Genomic DNA, 16400 nt, shown 5'->3' on the forward strand with positions numbered 1-16400 from the left:
TAAGCCAACCGGTTGATTGAAATCTTCAAAAGTAAGTTGTGTGTAAATTTGTGGTTTATACATCAGAGGCCTCCAAAATTGATAAAAGTGCACGGATTTTCGTGTTCTATCGTTAAAAGTATTGCATTAATTATACCAAATATCGGAGGTAAATGGCGTCGTTTCAACGTTTTTAATTTATTCAGTAGACATTATTTATCTTCAATTCAAGATTTACATTCAAAAAAAATATTGGATGGCGCTTTGGTAAACAGATGACGACAGACTTAGTTTTAGAAACAGTAGAGAACGCATTACGCAATCAGGAAATTACAAGCGACTTAATTTTACACTCTGATCAAGGTTCACAATACACAAGTGTAGCCTTTGAAAAAACACTACAAGAGAAGAATATTGCACATTCTTTTAGTCGAAAAGGATGCCCTTATGATAACGCAGGGATCGAATCTTTTCATGCCAGTATCAAAAAAGAAGAAATCCATCATCATGAGTATCAAACCTATGAAGAAGCACATCAAGCAATTTTCTGTTATATTGAAGGATTTTATAATCGCAAACGAATTCACAGCAGTATTAAATATTTAACCCCAATTGAAATGGAACAGCAGGCGCTTGAAATCTCTTGATCTCTTCACCTACCATTTTTTTGGCGAGAATTTCGCAGGTTTAAGACGCCATTGTTTTCATCTGTTGTCAAGCGGTTTTGGCTTGACGACAGATGGAAACAATAGGAAACTCTTCTGCAGGAAATCTCGAAAAAAATTCTCACAAATCGTGTCTAAGATATTGACTCAAATCCAGTCGTAAAACTTTTTTGGTTCATGATCTAAACAATCAATGCTGAGTAAATATTCTGGTGTTTCAATTCCGTGATAGACGCCCTTAAGCGAGCGATAATCTGGGATACCAGAAGGGGTAGAAATCCCGGCACCAGTTAAAAAAGTAATCCGGTGTGCTTGTTTGATTTTTTTAATGGCATCTGAATGACCTATTATTTTCATATTAATCACCTCATTCTCATTATACGCGTAAAAAAAGAATAATGACAAAAAATAAAAAAATTGATTATCTCAAAAAAAATTGAAAAAAAAGAAGAAAAGTCGAAAAAAGTAATAAATAAGGCGTTTTTCCAGTGAATTTCACTGGATTCTAAATTAATTTCAAATTTTCTGACAATATTCATTGACTTTTAATTTGATTAAGTATATATTATAAAAAAATTAAAAAATATCCATCTGCAAAAAGGAGACGATTTTCATGTATACGAACAACCTATTTTTATTAGTCATTATTAGGTAAAGGGCTTATAACACGGAGAAGATTTATGCCGTTGTTTGAGTCCTGTTCGTGTTTACGAGAATAGGATTCTTTATGAAAGCATCCTATTCTACCAACAAGTAGAAGGATGCTTTTTAATTTTTATTTTCATGAATTGAAAAGATAAAAGATATTGAGGGGATTGGAAAGAGTAGGAGGGAAGGTAATGGAAAACACAAAAGAAGAAAAACAGCAAAAAGAAACGTCCTATTCTGGGGCTGACCTGTTAATTAAGTGTTTAAAAGATCAAGATGTTGAAATGATTTTTGGTTATCCTGGTGGGGCCGTTTTACCGATTTATGACTCGTTGTATGATGAGGAGATTCCAAACATTTTAACACGTCATGAACAAGGAGCAGTCCACGCGGCTCAAGGCTATGCAAAAGCGACTGGAAGACCAGGTGTTGTCCTTGTAACAAGTGGTCCTGGGGCAACAAATGTGGTTACAGGGATTGCGGATGCGATGGCAGATTCAACGCCATTGGTCGTAATTACGGGGCAAGTATCTAGCCGAGTCGTTGGAAAAGACGCCTTTCAAGAAGCAGATGTTTTAGGTATTACCCTTCCGATTACAAAGCATAACTATCAGGTACGCGATGTGAAGGAACTGGAACAGACCATTATTGAAGCCTTTCATATTGCGACAACTGGACGAAAAGGCCCCGTTTTGATTGATTTGCCAAAAGATATGACAATGGAACATGCCTATAAACAAGCAGTTTGTGAATTTAAAGGGTTGAGTAGTTATCAACCGAATATCTATCCGGCAGAAAGTCAAATTGAAAAGGTCATGCAAGCTTTACACAAAGCACGTCGCCCTGTTTTATTAATTGGTGCAGGAATTACCGCTGCTGGTGGAGAAGAAGAATTACGTGCTTTCGCTGAAAAATATCATATTCCGACTGTTTCAACATTGTTGGGTTTAGGTGCTTTACCAACGTCATCGCCAGACTTTATCGGAATGGGAGGAATGCATGGTACTTATGCGGCCAATATGGCACTGTATGAATGTGATTTCTTGTTAAATATAGGTAGCCGCTTTGATGACCGTTTAGCTACGGCACCGGCTGAATTTGCGCCACTTGCAACGATTGCTCATGTTGATATTGATCCAGCTGAAATTGGCAAGGTAATTTCAACTGATATTCCAATTGTGGCAGATGCTAAAAAAGCTTTAGAAAAATTCCTAGATTATCCAACTGTTGAAACGGATTTTGCAGCTTGGCAAAACCTTTGTCAAAAACGCAAAGAGGAATTTCCTTATGTATATGAAAAAAATCACCCGACCGAAATCAAACCGCAACAAGTGATTGAAGAAATAGGCAAGATAACGAACGGTGAAGCGTATGTAATTACAGATGTTGGGCAGCATCAAATGTGGGCAGCTCAATTTTATCCTTTTACATTTGGTAAACAACTTATTACAAGTGGCGGACTTGGCACGATGGGATATGGTGTCCCAGCAGGAATCGGCGCCCAATTTGCTCACCCAGATAGAGATGTCGTTGTTTTTGTAGGCGATGGTGGTTTCCAAATGACCAACCAAGAAATGATGTTACTAAATGAATATGGTTTGAATGTAAAATTCATTTTATTAAATAATTCTTCACTAGGGATGGTTCGCCAGTGGCAAGAGCGTTTCCACAACAATCGTCGTAGTGCATCGGTCTTTGAATACCAACCAGATTTTATTAAATTATCAGAAGCTTATGGTGTGAAAGCGACTCGTCTAGATAACCCCGCAACAATTTCACAAGATTTAGTGGATGCTTTTGCTTATAAAGGCCCACAGCTCATTGAAGTAGTCATTTCAACAACCGAACATGTATTACCAATGGTGCCATCAGGAGCACCAAATCATCATATGATTGGGGTGGATGGGAAATGAGACGGGTATTAGTTGCTTTAGTCGCAAATAAATCGGGTGTATTAAGTCGAATTACGAGTGTCCTAAATCGTCGTCAAGTGAATATTGAGAGCATATCAGTTGGCGTGACGGAACAATTTGACCTTTCACGTATGACAATTGTCGTTAACGTGCAAGACAATGCGGAAGCTGAGCAAGTATTGAAACAGCTAAACAAACAAATTGAAGTGATGAAAGTTTCAGATATCACAGACGACCCCCATTTAGAAAGAGAATTGGCTTTAATTAAAGTCAACGCACCAACAACGATTCGTTCAGAAATTCAAGCAGTAATCGCGCCATTTCGAGCAGATATTGTCGATGTGGCACAAAAAACAATTATGATTCAAGTGGTTGGAACTCACGAAAAAGTCGACGCGTGTATTGAAGTTTTACGCCCATACGGTTTAAAACAGCTTGCCCGCACCGGTATTACGGGACTTGTTCGTGGTTAACATATAAAAAAACAGATAAATTGGAGGAAGAATAAATGGTTAAAGTATATTATGATGAGAGCGTAACAACGGATGAATTGAAAGGAAAAACGATTGCAATTATTGGGTATGGCTCCCAAGGGCATGCTCACGCACAAAACTTACGCGACAATGGCCATCAAGTCATTATTGGTCTACGTGAAGGGAAATCTGCTCAAGCGGCTCGTGAAGATGGCTTTGACGTTTACCCAGTAAGTGAAGCAACTAAAAAAGCAGACGTTGTTATGATTTTAGCACCAGATGAAATTCAAGGCGCACTTTATGAAAATGAAATTGCACCAAACTTAGAAGCAGGCAATTCACTCGTCTTTGCCCATGGATTTAACGTTCACTTTAACGTGATTGCTCCTCCATCTGATGTAGATGTTTTCCTAGTAGCGCCAAAAGGACCAGGACACTTAGTTCGTCGTACATTTACGGAAGGTTTTGCGGTGCCAGCTTTATACGCGGTTTACCAAGATGCAAGTGGTCAAGCGAAAGAAAAAGCATTGGCTTATGCAAAAGGAATTGGGGCAACCCGTGTTGGTGTTTTAGAAACAACCTTTAAAGAGGAAACAGAAACGGATTTATTTGGTGAACAAGCGGTTCTTTGCGGAGGCTTAACAAGTTTAATTGAAGCTGGTTTTGAGACTTTAACCGAAGCAGGTTACCAACCAGAGTTAGCTTATTTTGAAGTTTGTCATGAATTAAAATTAATTATTGACTTAATCTATGAAGGTGGCTTTAAGAAAATGCGCGATTCGATTTCAAACACGGCAGAATATGGCGATTATGTTTCAGGCCCACGTGTCATTACTTCGGATGTAAAAGACCGAATGAAAGAAGTATTAACAGACATTCAAAATGGCAACTTTGCCAATGGCTTTATTGAAGACAATGCACAAGACTTTAAAAACTTTAAAGCAATGCGTGCGGAAAGAGCGGGTCATCCAATCGAGACTGTTGGAGCAGAATTGCGTAAAATGATGCCATTTGTTCAAGGTCAAGATTAATAAATAAAAAGTGAGGGGAATCATTTGGACTACGTGACAAGCAAACAAATTAAAACGGCTCACGAAGCGCTAAAAGGAGCGGTTTTGCACACCCCTTTACAATATGACCGTTACTTATCAGAGAAATATCAATCACAAATTTATTTAAAACGAGAAGATTTACAAAAAGTGCGCTCGTTTAAATTACGAGGGGCGTATTATGCCATTCAATCAAAGAGTCCAGAAGAATTAAAACAAGGAGTCGTTTGTGCGAGTGCCGGAAATCATGCACAAGGAGTCGCCTATGCTTGTAGCGAAAGACAAATCCCAGCAACGATTTTTATGCCAATTACGACACCGAGCCAAAAAGTTAGTCAAGTTGAATTTTTTGGCGGTAAATGGGTGACTATTCGATTAGTAGGTGACACGTTTGATTTATCGGCCCAAGCAGCAAAAGAATATGCCTTTTTAGAAGGGATGCCTTTTATTGATCCGTTTGATGATCCATCAGTCATCGCCGGTCAAGGGACAGTCGCAGTTGAAGTGATGGAAGACTTTGCAAAGCTGAATTTGCAACCAGACTATGTGATGGTTGCAATCGGCGGTGGCGGTTTAATTAGTGGCGTGAGTACTTTTGTCAAAGAAGTCAGCCCCGCAACGAAAGTCATTGGTGTTGAACCAAAAGGCGCCGCTTCCATGCAAGCAGCTTTTGAAGAGGAAAAGCCGGTTGATTTAGCCGAAATTGACAAATTTGTTGATGGTGCAGCAGTGAAAAAAGTTGGCGAATTGACTTATCAACAAAGTCATAAACACGTCGATCAACTCATTACCATTGATGAAGGCCACGTTTGCCAAACCATTTTAGAACTTTACGCGAAACAAGCCATTGTGGCCGAACCAGCGGGTGCACTTAGCGTTTCTGCCTTAGAAACAATGAAGGAAGAAATTAAAGGAAAAACAGTTGTCTGCATCATTAGTGGTGGGAATAACGATAGCTCAAGAATGGCTGAAATCGAAGAACGGGCGCTCATTTATCAAGGAGTCATGAATTATTTCTTAGTACATTTTCCGCAAAGACCAGGTGCGTTAAAAGAATTTGTGAACGATGTACTAGGGCCCAATGATGATATTACTCGATTTGAATACACGAAAAAAATTAATCGTGGCAAAGGCCCAGTGATGTTAGGGGTTTTATCAAAAGAATCAAAAGATGTTCCCCCTTTATTTGACCGAATTGCTGACTTTGATCCCAATTATGTTAAAATTAACGAGAATCCAACTTTGTTTACCTTGTTAGTTTAAGAATAAAAACCGTTTAGGAAAGTAAAATATCCTAAGCGGTTTTTATTGTGTCGGCTAATTAGCAAAGAACTCCTATCCAAAGGACGATAAAAAACTTGTTTCGTTGAGAATACAAAAGGCTGTGTTATAATACAAGTAACGAATAAAAGAGGTGATGGCAGATGCAAATTCACTATCAAAATGCCCAACAAAAGACAAAGATAACGTACGGCGCATCTTTGAGTGCGAGTATTGATACGAGTCAAATTGCGGAAAAACACCTTGTTATTTTGACGAATCAGCGTTACTATGAACATTTTTTTGAAAAAATGCCAACCCTGTTTAAAAAAAATCAAATTGACTGGTATATTTGTCGCAATCAATTATATGCCAATACATTAGAAGAGTGGATGAGCCTGCTTCATTTTTTGGAGCCCTTTCCAAAGTCAAAAGAATACTTATTTATCGCTCTTGGCAATGCTGGGGTTGTTGAATTAACCGGTTTTTTACAACAAGTGAGTATTTTGTCTAGTACGTTTTGGGTAATTCCTGTCTCATTTCAAAGCTACGCACAAGCTTTGATTCCCCAGATGACAATTCAACAAAAAACAAGTCTACCCGTTTTAAAACAAATAAACTTGCCAAAAGAAATTTTTGTTGACCAGACGATGATGACTTTTCAAAATGAAGGGAAACTTGTCGACTTATGGGTTTTTATTCAAACAGCATTATTGTATGATTATTCTTTACTACAACGACTTTATCAAGAATTCCCTAATCCAAAACAGCGTCAAACGAACTCATTAGCGGCATTTATTGAAGAGTTGACACAAGCCTATGAAGAGCGAGCGCTTGAAATTCAAGCTTACGGGAAAATTTTTGAAGAAGCCTTTTATCTTACACAAAATGGTCACCTTTTGTCTGAAAACATGAAGCGATTACTGGGTTTTTTGCTTCATTTTTCTTGGAACGCGGTTGTTCAAGATTTTCCATTTCATTTTGAAAATTTTTATCATTGGTTAGCCTATCTAGGTTTTCCTTTAGAAATTCCTGAACAAATTTTCATGGCGGAATACCTAGAAAATGTGTTAAATTTATTAGAAGATAAAAGATATTTACCAATCATTACGCAAATTGGGGTGCTTGGTGATAAAAAGGCCGTCAAAGCAGCGGATTTAATCAAAGGCTTTGAAACTTATAAGCACCTCTCTCAATTTCATCTAAGGAGAAAACCAAATGACGCACAGTGAAAAAATGTTACTTGCACTTGAGCAAGAAGATTTAGCGCAAGCACAAATTGAATTAAATGAGGCACTACGAAAAGACCAATCAGAAATTTTAATGGAGTTAGGCGAAGTCTTATTTTCGATGGGGTTTTTAGAGGAAACAAAAAGCATTTATGAAACGCTAATTAAACGATTACCTGAAAATGAAGCGGATTTTTTACTACCATTAGCTGAAATTGCCATTGAAAACGATGATATTGAAGCAGCTTTTGCGTACCTAGAAAAAATCCAACCAAACAGTGAAAATTATCCGAGCGCTTTGCTCATTACGGCTGATATTTACCAAGTTTTAGGTATTCCAGAAGTTAGTGAAGCGAAACTGAAAGAAGCCGAAAAAATCTTACCAGAAGAGCCATTAATTACTTTTGCTTTAGCTGAATTATATTTTTCAAATCAACAATGGTCTAAAGCACATGAACAATACCAAAAATTACTCGCTTTAAAAATGGAAGAAGTGGCTGGCGTGGCACTTGTCGAAAGAATCGGCAATTTGCTTAGTATGCAAGGTGATTTTGAAGCGTCTATTCCTTATTTAGAAGCAGCGGTTGAAAAAAAAGAAACGCCCGATAATTTATTCCAATTGGCTTTTGTCCAGTTACAACTAAAAGAAAATGAAAAAGCGATTGAAGCACTCGATAAAATTCGGCAATTAGATCCGCAATATCAAGCTGTTTATTTATATTTAGCGGAAGCATTACAAGCAGAAGAGCGTTTAGAAGAAGCACAAGCCGTAATCGAAGAAGGGCTCAAGGAAAACCCTTATCAAGTTGATTTTTATCATTTTGCTTCAGAAAATAGTTATCGACTTCATGATAGTAAAAAGGCCGAACAATATCTGATTGATGCTTTGCAAACCGGTGAAAAAGAAGACGAAACGTTATTAATTTTAAGTAACTTATATTTATCTGAAGAGTTATACGAAGAAGCGATTGAAGCAGTTGAGGCGATGGAAAATACCGATCAACCTTATGCTTTATGGAACTTAGCGCAAGCTTACTACCAACTAGAAGAATTTGAACAAGCCGCAAAATTTTATGCTGAAGCGAGTTTTTCATTGCAAGACGAAGCCGATTTCTTAAAAGAGTATGGATTATTCTTGCGCGAAGAAGGCCGTTTAAGAGAAGCGAGTGAATATTTAGTCAATTATTTGAATTTGGAGCCAGGAGATTTAGAAGTACTGTCAATCTTAGAAGACTTACAAGAAAGGTAGGCGTGAAAGATGGCCATTGATGTAGTAGACAAAAAAAGATTTTTAACTTGGTTAATTACCCATGAGTATTTTGTTCAAAGGGAAGTTTCTTGGATTTTAAATTATTTAGTCACCCATGAAACGATTTTAAGTCGTGTTGTTTTTGTTGAAGCAGCAAAAGCAACCCCTCGAGGAATTTGTGTGAAAAGCTCAACTGTCTCTGATCAATCCATCGCTTTACATCTAGATGGACAAGTTTTTGTTGATAGCGATCAAATTTTTCATGAAATTCGTTTTAATTGGCAAAAACCACTTTATTTGGAATGTATTTTCCCTGAATCGTGGAACAATGATTTTTATTTAGCTGTTTTAGAAGACAATCCTTACCATAAATGGAATGATTCTTTGGATCTAGAGATGGTTAATAAAGTCAATCACTACTTGAAGCAAGAAGAAATTGATCTGCAAATTCAAGGACTGTATCGTCAAATTGATGAAGCCCTTGAAGAAGGCGATCAAGCAACTTTTTTAGCCTTGACGAATCAAGTGAAAGCTTTATTAGAGCAAAAAGAAGTCTTACAGTAAGCATAAAAAGAAAGCGGCAGAGCTTGTTTCTACCGCTTTCTTTTTTGTCTATTCATTTTTTAACCGAATAATTTCTTTTTCTTTCGTTTATAACTAAAGCCTTCACCGAGCACTTCATGAACATTAATGACTGAAATGAAGGCATTTTTATCAAATTCGTGAATGACTTCTTTGGCTTGAGAAATTTCTCTTGGTGTCAAAACCATGTAAATAATCCGTTTATCAATCTTTGAAAAACCCCCTTCACCATTTAGAAAAGTAATCCCACGGTCAAGTTCTTCCATTAGTTTTGGCGCGATTTCTTCATTTTTTTCAGACATAATTAAAAGTCCTTTGGCTGAATAACCACCATCTAACACCGAATCAATCACTCGCGAAAAGACGTAAGCAAAAATAAGAGTATACATCATTTTGTTTAAGTCGATATAAGATAAAGAAGCAACTAAAACAAGACTATCAAAGATTAACAAAGAACGACCAACGGAAATGCCGAAATATTTTTCAACAATACGCGCTAAAATATCACTACCACCAGTTGTGCCACCTACCCGATAGACCATCCCACTACCTACACCAGTAATGACCCCACCGAGCAAGGCAGCAATTAAAATATCATGCTCTAAATCAATGACGATAGGAATTTTTTGCCAAACAGCTAACCAAAAAGAAAGAGCCACCGTCCCTACAATCGTATAATAAAAAGTTCGAACACCTAAATATTTTCGGCCAATAAAAATTAAGGGGATATTTAAAATAAGCGTACTCAAAGCAGGGTTAATTCCAAATAGCGCCCGTAAAATTAAGGTAATTCCTGTAATGCCCCCTTCTGCTAAGTCATTTGGAATATTTAAATAAACAATCGCAAACGCAAAAATCGCGGTACCGATAATCATCACAACAAAATCTCGTAGTGTTTTAATAGAAAATAGATGTTTCATTGGCAAGACTCCTTTTCACTAACAAACTACAGTTAAATGTATCATGAAAAAAGCCCCAGGACAATTTTCTTTTTCTAGGAATTTTACTTTTCTTTTGCTAAGATAGAGCTGAGGTGCAATCAATGGAAAAAGAAAATAAAACTTTAGCTACGATGCAAAGCGAAGTCGATGATTATATTCAACAATTTAAAGCAGGGTATTTTTCCCCTTTAACGCTACTTGCTCGTCTAACCGAAGAAGTAGGAGAATTGGCGCGAGAAGTCAATCACAATTATGGTGAAAAAACCAAAAAAATCAGTGAACCGGCAAAGGAAGTAGCAGAAGAATTAACCGATGTCTTAATTACGACAATCATTATGGCCAATGCGTTAGAAATTGATTTAACGCAAGCTTTTGAAACCAATATGGCGAAGTTTCGACAACGAGACCATTTTCGTTTTGAACGAAAAGACGGAATGACAGAAGAAACAAAGAAAGGTGAGGAAAAGTGAAACTAAAAAAATTACCAATTGAATATGAAAAAGCCTTACCAATCTTAAAAAAAATTGAACAGGCAGGCTTTGAAGCTTACTTTGTTGGAGGAAGCGTGCGAGATGTTTTATTGAATCATCCCATCCACGATGTTGACATTGCAACAAGTGCTTTTCCAGCTGAAATTAAAGCATTATTTCCTCGCACAGTGGATGTTGGGATTGAACACGGCACCGTCTTGGTTCTAGAAGAGGAAGAGCAATATGAGATTACTACCTTCCGAACCGAATCTACGTATCAAGATTTTCGACGCCCCGATCATGTAGAATTTGTTCGTTCATTAGAAGAAGATCTCAAGCGGCGTGACTTTACGATTAATGCCTTTGCACTAAAAGAAGATGGGGCCGTGATTGACTTGTTTGGCGGCCTAGAAGATTTAGAACGACAAATTTTACGAGCAGTTGGTGATCCGTACGAGCGATTTCATGAAGATGCCCTTCGAATGATGCGTGGGTTGCGTTTTGTTAGTCAATTAGGCTTTACTTTAGAAGAAAAAACGAAAGCATCCATTCTTGAAAACCATGCATTACTAAGCAAGATTTCTGTTGAACGCATAAATATCGAATTTGTCAAATTGCTTTTAGGGGTGAATCGAAAACTTGGCATTGCCATGTTAATTGAAACAAAGTGTTACGACTATTGTCCAGGGCTAAAAGAACAACGCCAGGCTTTAGAGGCCTTTGCTGCTTTACCAGATCGTCCACTGCAAAATGAAGTACAAGCATGGGCGTTACTCGTTGATCAACTTGCTTTGTCAGAAAATGAAATCCGTTCTTTTTTAAAACAGTGGAAATGCTCCAACCAAATGATTCGTCAGGTGCAACAAGTGGTGTATGGGCTTCAGTGGCGCAAAAAATCAGCTTACACGGCAACTTTGTTATATGAATTGCAAGCTGAAAATATCGCTCTTATTGAAAGTTTGTTGCCTTATTATGGTAAAACGGAACAAAGTCAAAGAAGTTTAGCTGCTTATGAGCAACTTGCAATCAAGCATTTAACCGAGCTTGCGATAAATGGTCATGACCTAATGACGACATTTGAAAAAAGAGGGGGCGTTTGGTTAAAAGAGGCGTTAAGTTTGTGTGAACAAGCCGTCATTAACCAAGAAGTAGTCAATGAGCAAGCGGCTTTACTAACCTATTTAAAAACAAACCATTCTGAAGTCATTAATCTGTGAAATGTTTAACTTCAAGCGGTTTTATTTACGCTAATAGTTTGTTATGTTAAACTGAATAAGTAGTAACATACAAACAAAACTGAAGGAGCGTTTTGACATGGCAAGAGAAATGAAAGCTTTAAAATTGTTATTCCGTAATGGAGAAACATGGACGGTTGATCGTCGTTACATCGGAGACTTATGGATTAAACAAATTACCACTAGTTTTGGTCGAATCAAAGGAAGCGAATTTGTGGAAATTCACCCATGTGCTGGTTTCAAAATTGAAATCTATGCAGAAGGTGACCACGTAGCAACACACGATATCAACCTTGGTGGATTAGAATTAGGAATGTTCTCTCGTGCATTGAAATACGAAGACATCGAGCGTATGGAAATCTTATACCAAGCAGGTACCCCTGATTTGGTTTACTTCCCATACAAAGACAAATCAACAGAAGGTTTAGACAACGAATACCAATCAACACGTGTCAGCGAAAAAACAAAGAGCTTATACATCGTAATTGATCCAAATCAAACAGTTGATGATGTTTACGGTGATCACTTCGAATAAAACGCAACAAATAGGCGGAAACTTGAATTTTAAGTTTTCGCTTCTTTTTATGAAACGAGATTATGAATGGAGAAAAAATGGTAAAAAAGAACCAAGGAAAACAAACAAAAGTAAAAGGTTTGCTGTTTGGACTAATTGCTTTACTAGTTTTTACGGCAACAGCTGGTCAGATTGATTTAAGCAAATTTGATCCAAATAATTTAGAAACCATTGTTGATATCTTCAACGAACCGAAAAAAACGTACCCATCATTAGAAGCCTTACCTGAATTTGATGGCAATCATTATGTTGTTGAAATCAATCAAAATAAACCGAATTTTACAGAAGCAGAACTGAGCATACAAAAAGGTTATTGGCAACATTTTTCAAATTTAGATGCACTGAATCGAGTAGGGCAAGCTGATGCGATGTTACAACGTGATTTTATGCCCACCGAAAAACGTGGTGATATTTCAAGTGTCCGTCCTACGGGATGGAAACAAAAGAAAATGCAAAATGGCGACATGCTCTATAATCGTTCACACTTAATTGCCCATCAGTTTACAGGAGAAAACGCCAATTTAAAAAATTTGATGACAGGTACGCAATATATGAATCAAGTGACGATGAAAGAATACGAACAAGTTGTAGCCAAGTATCTCAAATCGACAACGAATCATATTCGCTATCGGGTGACGCCTTACTTTAAAAATACAGAGCTTGTGGCTCGAGGCGTACAAATCGAAGCACAGAGCATTGAAGACAATGAGGTGTCTTTTAATGTCTTTTTATATAATGTTCAACCAGGCTATACGATTGATTACCAAACGGGGGAATCAAAAGGAATATCTAAATAAAAAACTTTTTGGCAAAGATACCGGATGTATTGTATACGGTATCCGCCAAAAAGTTTTTTATTTTAAAAGTGCCTGAGGTATAATAAGAGATAAGTTTTAGATGAAAAAAGGTGAAAATGATGGATTTTTATGATTTAGGTAGTTTGTTTGTGGGAAAACAAAAAAGACAAGAACAACTGGAAGAAACAGACAGAGAATATTGGGAAATATTGTCGTTGTATCAAAATGAAAGTGCGAATGAAGGTATATCAAAAATAGCGCTTCATCCTGTTGGAAGAAAAGGTGTTTTTGAAGTTTCAAAAACAAAGCAGCTCTTTTATGTTTTTAGTGGGCAGTGCGATGTCATTGTAGAAGATAAAAAAGTTACGTTATTACCAGGCAATATTCTTTATTTAGCAGTTGAAAAAATCTATAAAATTGCACAAATTGATTCTGGTACAATGTTGGTTAAGGTTGAATTTGGAAGTTTAAAAAAATTGCAAGATTTTTTCTCAGAACCAGTCTTAAATGAAATCAAAGAAAAAGACAACCCTTATAAACAAGTTATCAATTTTGGTTACGTCTTGTTTGGCGTCAATAAAAAAGATGACCCCTCTTACTTAATCGAACGGCTGATTACAGAGCAAATCACCAATTCAAAATATTCAAAGTTAATTGTAGAGTTAAATCTAAAAATATGTTTGGTAGAGCTATTAAAGGGTCATTATCTTGTTTCACCAGAACAATATACCAAAAAGACAAAATATCAAAAAGAAGATTTTCTTGATTACATCGATATTCATTTCCAAAAAGCCGATTTACATAAGATGGCCTTATTTTTTGGCTATAATCCAAATTATTTATCGAATACTTTAAAAAAAACAACAGGTAAAAGTTTTATGGAACTTATTCAAATAAAAAAGTTAAACGTGGCAGCATCATTGTTAGCGAATCCACAAATTTCAATTGAAGAAATTATTAATTATTTGGGTTATTCCTCTTCTTCTTTCTTTTACCGAAAGTTTAAAGAGTTTTATCAAATATCACCAGGACAAATGCGAAATAAACTGTGGAAAGAGGAATAACAATCTGTTCCTTTACTCTTATTTACTAAAAATTCATTTGTTACAATTTACACAATGTGCAAGCTCGAATTGCGTAAATTGGAGGAAAATAAAATGAAAAAACAAAAAATGTGGCGAGGATTAATTGTTCCATTAATCTTAATGAGTATGGCAGGTTGTCAAAGTACCCAAGCGGCGTATCAAGCGGGAACTTACGAAGGGATTGGAAAAGGAAAAAACGGAGACGTTAAAGTCGAAGTAACCTTGAGTAAAGATAAAATCGAAAAAGTCCAAGTTTTGGAACACCATGAAACACAAGACATTGCTGAAGCAGCCTTAGAAAAAATTCCAGCTAATATTGTAAAATCACAAACAACGAATGTCGATGCAGTGGCTGGGGCTACGGTTATTTCTGATGCGATTAAAGATGGGGCAAATGATGCATTGATCAAAGCGGGTGTGGATCCAGCTAAGCTAGTTGCAAAAGAAACAAAAGAAGAAAACAAAGAAATTGAACAAATAGAAACGGATGTTGTGGTAATCGGAGCTGGAGCTGCAGGTTCGGCAGCTGCTTTAACGGCTAAACAAAATGGTGTTGAAGTCGTTTTACTAGAAAAAACAGCGAAACCAATGGGTGCAGGAACATTAGCAGGTGGGATGTTTGCGGCGGATTCTAAGCAACAAGTAGAAGAAAACGCAACCGTAGATAAAGAGTGGCTATATGACCGCTACAAAGAAGCTTCTCAAGGTCATATGAACTCCATTTTAGTACGTGAAATTATTGACAATGCTGGGCAAACGGTCGATTGGCTAAATGAAAATGGGGCTAAAATGAGTTTAGTCCAAGCGGGTGCTGGTGGCGGCTATGAACACCGCGATGCTCCGACAACTTTGCACGGGTATCAAGAAGGTGGAACCGTTGCAATTACGAATTTAGTAAACAACTTAGAGCAAGCAGGTGGCAAAGTCTACTTTAGCACTCCCGCAACCGAATTACGAACCAATAAAGAAGGCAAAGTTATTGGCGTGAAAGCGAAAAAAGAAGATGGAAGTACTTTAGAAGTGACTGCCAAATCTGTAATTTTAGCTTGTGGTGGTTATGGTGGAAATCAAGAAATGTTAGATAATTATTTAGGAACACCGAATACCCAAGGGGAAATTGCGCACAATACAGGGGATGGCTTACAAATGGCTTGGAGCGCTGGAGCAGGTAAGTACGGCACGGGTACGACACAGTACTTTTGGGAAACTTTTAAAAATGAAGAGATTGGTCAAATGGCTGAGTTAGTAGGTGGGGACTGGTTTGCGTTAAATGCATTTTCTGCTTATCCTAATTTACGTGTCAATATTTTTGGCCAACGTTTTAGTGATGAAACAGATGCGAGTTTGTATTCTGTCCATGGAGCTGAGATTGCTTCTCAACCAAAACAAACAGAGTATGTGATTTTTGACCAAGGAATGCTAGATACGATTAAAGAATCCGGAACGGTTGCAATTGAAGATACTTATGGACGTTTTGAAGGAAATCGTCAATTTTTCTATGAATTTAATGAGCCAAACGATACAGATGACTTTATTAAACGTCAAAATACGCCAACTGATTTTACACCATTATTAGATCAATTAACAAAAACAGGAGTTGTTTTTAAAGCGAATAGTGTAAGTGAGTTAGCTGAACAAATGGGGATGGATGGTGCGAATCTATCTGCTTCAGTTACGCAATATAATACAGCAAAAGCTCAAGGGAAAGATGACTTATTCTTTTCAGATCCTGAACGGATGATTTCTGTTTCAAAAGGACCATTTTATGCAGTAAAATATGTTGCTCGAAATCTTGGAACACTTGGAGGTGTACGAATCAATGACCAAATTCAAGCCGTGACACCAGAAGGCGAAGTTGTAGACAATTTATATGTTGCTGGTGCAGATGCCGGTGGAATGTACGGAAGCGCCTATGTTGATTTTGAAGGTGGGACTTTAGGATTTGCTTATACTTCAGGGCGACTTGCTGGAAAAAACGCTGCTGAATCAATTAAATAAAAAGAGTAAAAGGTAATGAAAGGTTGATACTTTCTTTACCTTTTTTTTAAAACAAAAAATTAGCTGACGTTTGAAAAGCGCAAATCATTAAGAAATGGTAAGAATTAAACGGTAGTTATTCAAAACCGAATGATTTTCATGAAAAAACGAGTCTTTTCCAATAAAATAGTTTACATTTTTGCAAATCCTTGCTAGGATAGTCATAATATTCTGAGGATTTTATCATCTTTAATTTAACGATATTTAATTCTAA

General features: G+C 37.0%; 15 protein-coding genes and 1 pseudogene. 14 read left to right on the plus strand and 2 right to left on the minus strand.

What is annotated here, in order from left to right:
- The first annotated feature begins 230 nt into the window (after positions 1 to 230).
- On the plus strand, positions 231 to 626 hold the full coding sequence (locus tag JOD14_RS07640) for a DDE-type integrase/transposase/recombinase (protein ID WP_338031682.1): 396 nt from the start codon (positions 231 to 233) through the stop codon (positions 624 to 626).
- A 168-nt stretch (positions 627 to 794) separates the two neighbouring features.
- Here JOD14_RS07640 and JOD14_RS07645 read toward each other — a convergent pair.
- Positions 795 to 1001 (minus strand): annotated as a pseudogene (locus JOD14_RS07645) (Sir2 family NAD-dependent protein deacetylase); the annotation flags it as partial.
- Positions 1002 to 1483: 482 nt separating this feature from the next.
- On the opposite strand from JOD14_RS07645, the gene ilvB reads away from it, so the two are divergent.
- The 7 genes from ilvB (at position 1484) to JOD14_RS07680 (ending at position 9029) form a co-directional block, all read left to right on the plus strand.
- Entirely contained in the window at positions 1484 to 3205 is a 1722-nt protein-coding gene (gene ilvB, locus JOD14_RS07650) for a biosynthetic-type acetolactate synthase large subunit (RefSeq protein ID WP_204654240.1), read from the plus strand.
- Complete coding sequence (ilvN, locus tag JOD14_RS07655; RefSeq protein WP_204654241.1) at positions 3202 to 3678, plus strand: acetolactate synthase small subunit; 477 nt, start codon at positions 3202 to 3204, stop codon at positions 3676 to 3678. Before ilvB ends, ilvN begins: the two co-directional genes overlap by 4 nt.
- A 35-nt stretch (positions 3679 to 3713) precedes the next feature.
- A complete protein-coding gene (gene ilvC / locus JOD14_RS07660) occupies positions 3714 to 4709 on the plus strand; it encodes a ketol-acid reductoisomerase (RefSeq protein WP_204654242.1) in 996 nt (331 codons plus the stop codon).
- A gap of 24 nt (positions 4710 to 4733) precedes the next feature.
- A complete protein-coding gene (ilvA, locus tag JOD14_RS07665) occupies positions 4734 to 5990 on the plus strand; it encodes a threonine ammonia-lyase IlvA (RefSeq protein WP_204654243.1) in 1257 nt (418 codons plus the stop codon).
- Between the two features lie 161 nt (positions 5991 to 6151).
- Entirely contained in the window at positions 6152 to 7219 is a 1068-nt protein-coding gene (locus tag JOD14_RS07670; RefSeq protein WP_204654244.1) for a hypothetical protein, read from the plus strand.
- Positions 7206 to 8465: a tetratricopeptide repeat protein gene (locus JOD14_RS07675; protein WP_204654245.1), complete on the plus strand. Its 1260-nt coding sequence runs from the start codon at positions 7206 to 7208 to the stop codon at positions 8463 to 8465. Before JOD14_RS07670 ends, JOD14_RS07675 begins: the two co-directional genes overlap by 14 nt.
- Positions 8466 to 8474: 9 nt before the next feature.
- Positions 8475 to 9029 (plus strand): YpiB family protein, encoded by a 555-nt coding sequence (locus tag JOD14_RS07680; protein WP_204654246.1) that lies wholly within the window; start codon positions 8475 to 8477, stop codon positions 9027 to 9029.
- 59 nt (positions 9030 to 9088) lie between these two features.
- Here JOD14_RS07680 and JOD14_RS07685 read toward each other — a convergent pair whose 3' ends face one another.
- Complete coding sequence (locus JOD14_RS07685) at positions 9089 to 9967, minus strand: YitT family protein (protein WP_204654247.1); 879 nt, start codon at positions 9965 to 9967, stop codon at positions 9089 to 9091.
- A 122-nt stretch (positions 9968 to 10089) separates the two neighbouring features.
- Here JOD14_RS07685 and JOD14_RS07690 point away from each other — a divergent pair, with 122 nt between their 5' ends.
- The 6 genes from JOD14_RS07690 (at position 10090) to JOD14_RS07715 (ending at position 16147) form a co-directional block, all read left to right on the plus strand.
- Entirely contained in the window at positions 10090 to 10458 is a 369-nt protein-coding gene (locus JOD14_RS07690) for a nucleotide pyrophosphohydrolase (RefSeq protein ID WP_204654248.1), read from the plus strand.
- Complete coding sequence (locus JOD14_RS07695) at positions 10455 to 11675, plus strand: CCA tRNA nucleotidyltransferase (protein ID WP_204654249.1); 1221 nt, start codon at positions 10455 to 10457, stop codon at positions 11673 to 11675. The genes JOD14_RS07690 and JOD14_RS07695 overlap by 4 nt, the downstream gene beginning before the upstream one ends.
- Before the next feature lie 97 nt (positions 11676 to 11772).
- Complete coding sequence (locus tag JOD14_RS07700) at positions 11773 to 12228, plus strand: hypothetical protein (RefSeq protein ID WP_204654250.1); 456 nt, start codon at positions 11773 to 11775, stop codon at positions 12226 to 12228.
- Between the two features lie 77 nt (positions 12229 to 12305).
- The gene (locus tag JOD14_RS07705) at positions 12306 to 13064 is read left to right on the plus strand and encodes a DNA/RNA non-specific endonuclease (RefSeq protein WP_204654251.1); all 759 of its coding nucleotides are present in this window, start codon (positions 12306 to 12308) and stop codon (positions 13062 to 13064) included.
- A gap of 119 nt (positions 13065 to 13183) precedes the next feature.
- Positions 13184 to 14128, plus strand: a complete 945-nt coding sequence (locus JOD14_RS07710) for a helix-turn-helix domain-containing protein (RefSeq protein ID WP_204654252.1) — start codon at positions 13184 to 13186, stop codon at positions 14126 to 14128.
- Between the two features lie 93 nt (positions 14129 to 14221).
- Positions 14222 to 16147 (plus strand): FAD-dependent oxidoreductase, encoded by a 1926-nt coding sequence (locus JOD14_RS07715; protein ID WP_204654253.1) that lies wholly within the window; start codon positions 14222 to 14224, stop codon positions 16145 to 16147.
- Positions 16148 to 16400: the final 253 nt, after the last annotated feature.

Origin of the sequence: Enterococcus lemanii, assembly GCF_016909125.1 — a bacterium.
GTDB lineage: Bacteria > Bacillota > Bacilli > Lactobacillales > Enterococcaceae > Enterococcus_I > Enterococcus_I lemanii.

Bases quoted from the DNA above. Each gene is read 5' to 3' on its own strand.
- ilvN (WP_204654241.1), top strand. From the start codon at position 3,202: ATGAGACGGGTATTAGTTGCTTTAGTCGCAAATAAATCGGGTGTATTA.
- JOD14_RS07690 (WP_204654248.1), top strand. From the start codon at position 10,090: ATGGAAAAAGAAAATAAAACTTTAGCTACGATGCAAAGCGAAGTCGAT.
- JOD14_RS07685 (WP_204654247.1), bottom strand. From the start codon at position 9,967: ATGAAACATCTATTTTCTATTAAAACACTACGAGATTTTGTTGTGATG.
- JOD14_RS07670 (WP_204654244.1), top strand. From the start codon at position 6,152: ATGCAAATTCACTATCAAAATGCCCAACAAAAGACAAAGATAACGTAC.
- JOD14_RS07700 (WP_204654250.1), top strand. From the start codon at position 11,773: ATGGCAAGAGAAATGAAAGCTTTAAAATTGTTATTCCGTAATGGAGAA.
- JOD14_RS07705 (WP_204654251.1), top strand. From the start codon at position 12,306: ATGGTAAAAAAGAACCAAGGAAAACAAACAAAAGTAAAAGGTTTGCTG.
- JOD14_RS07680 (WP_204654246.1), top strand. From the start codon at position 8,475: ATGGCCATTGATGTAGTAGACAAAAAAAGATTTTTAACTTGGTTAATT.
- JOD14_RS07710 (WP_204654252.1), top strand. From the start codon at position 13,184: ATGGATTTTTATGATTTAGGTAGTTTGTTTGTGGGAAAACAAAAAAGA.
- ilvC (WP_204654242.1), top strand. From the start codon at position 3,714: ATGGTTAAAGTATATTATGATGAGAGCGTAACAACGGATGAATTGAAA.
- ilvB (WP_204654240.1), top strand. From the start codon at position 1,484: ATGGAAAACACAAAAGAAGAAAAACAGCAAAAAGAAACGTCCTATTCT.
- JOD14_RS07715 (WP_204654253.1), top strand. From the start codon at position 14,222: ATGAAAAAACAAAAAATGTGGCGAGGATTAATTGTTCCATTAATCTTA.
- JOD14_RS07675 (WP_204654245.1), top strand. From the start codon at position 7,206: ATGACGCACAGTGAAAAAATGTTACTTGCACTTGAGCAAGAAGATTTA.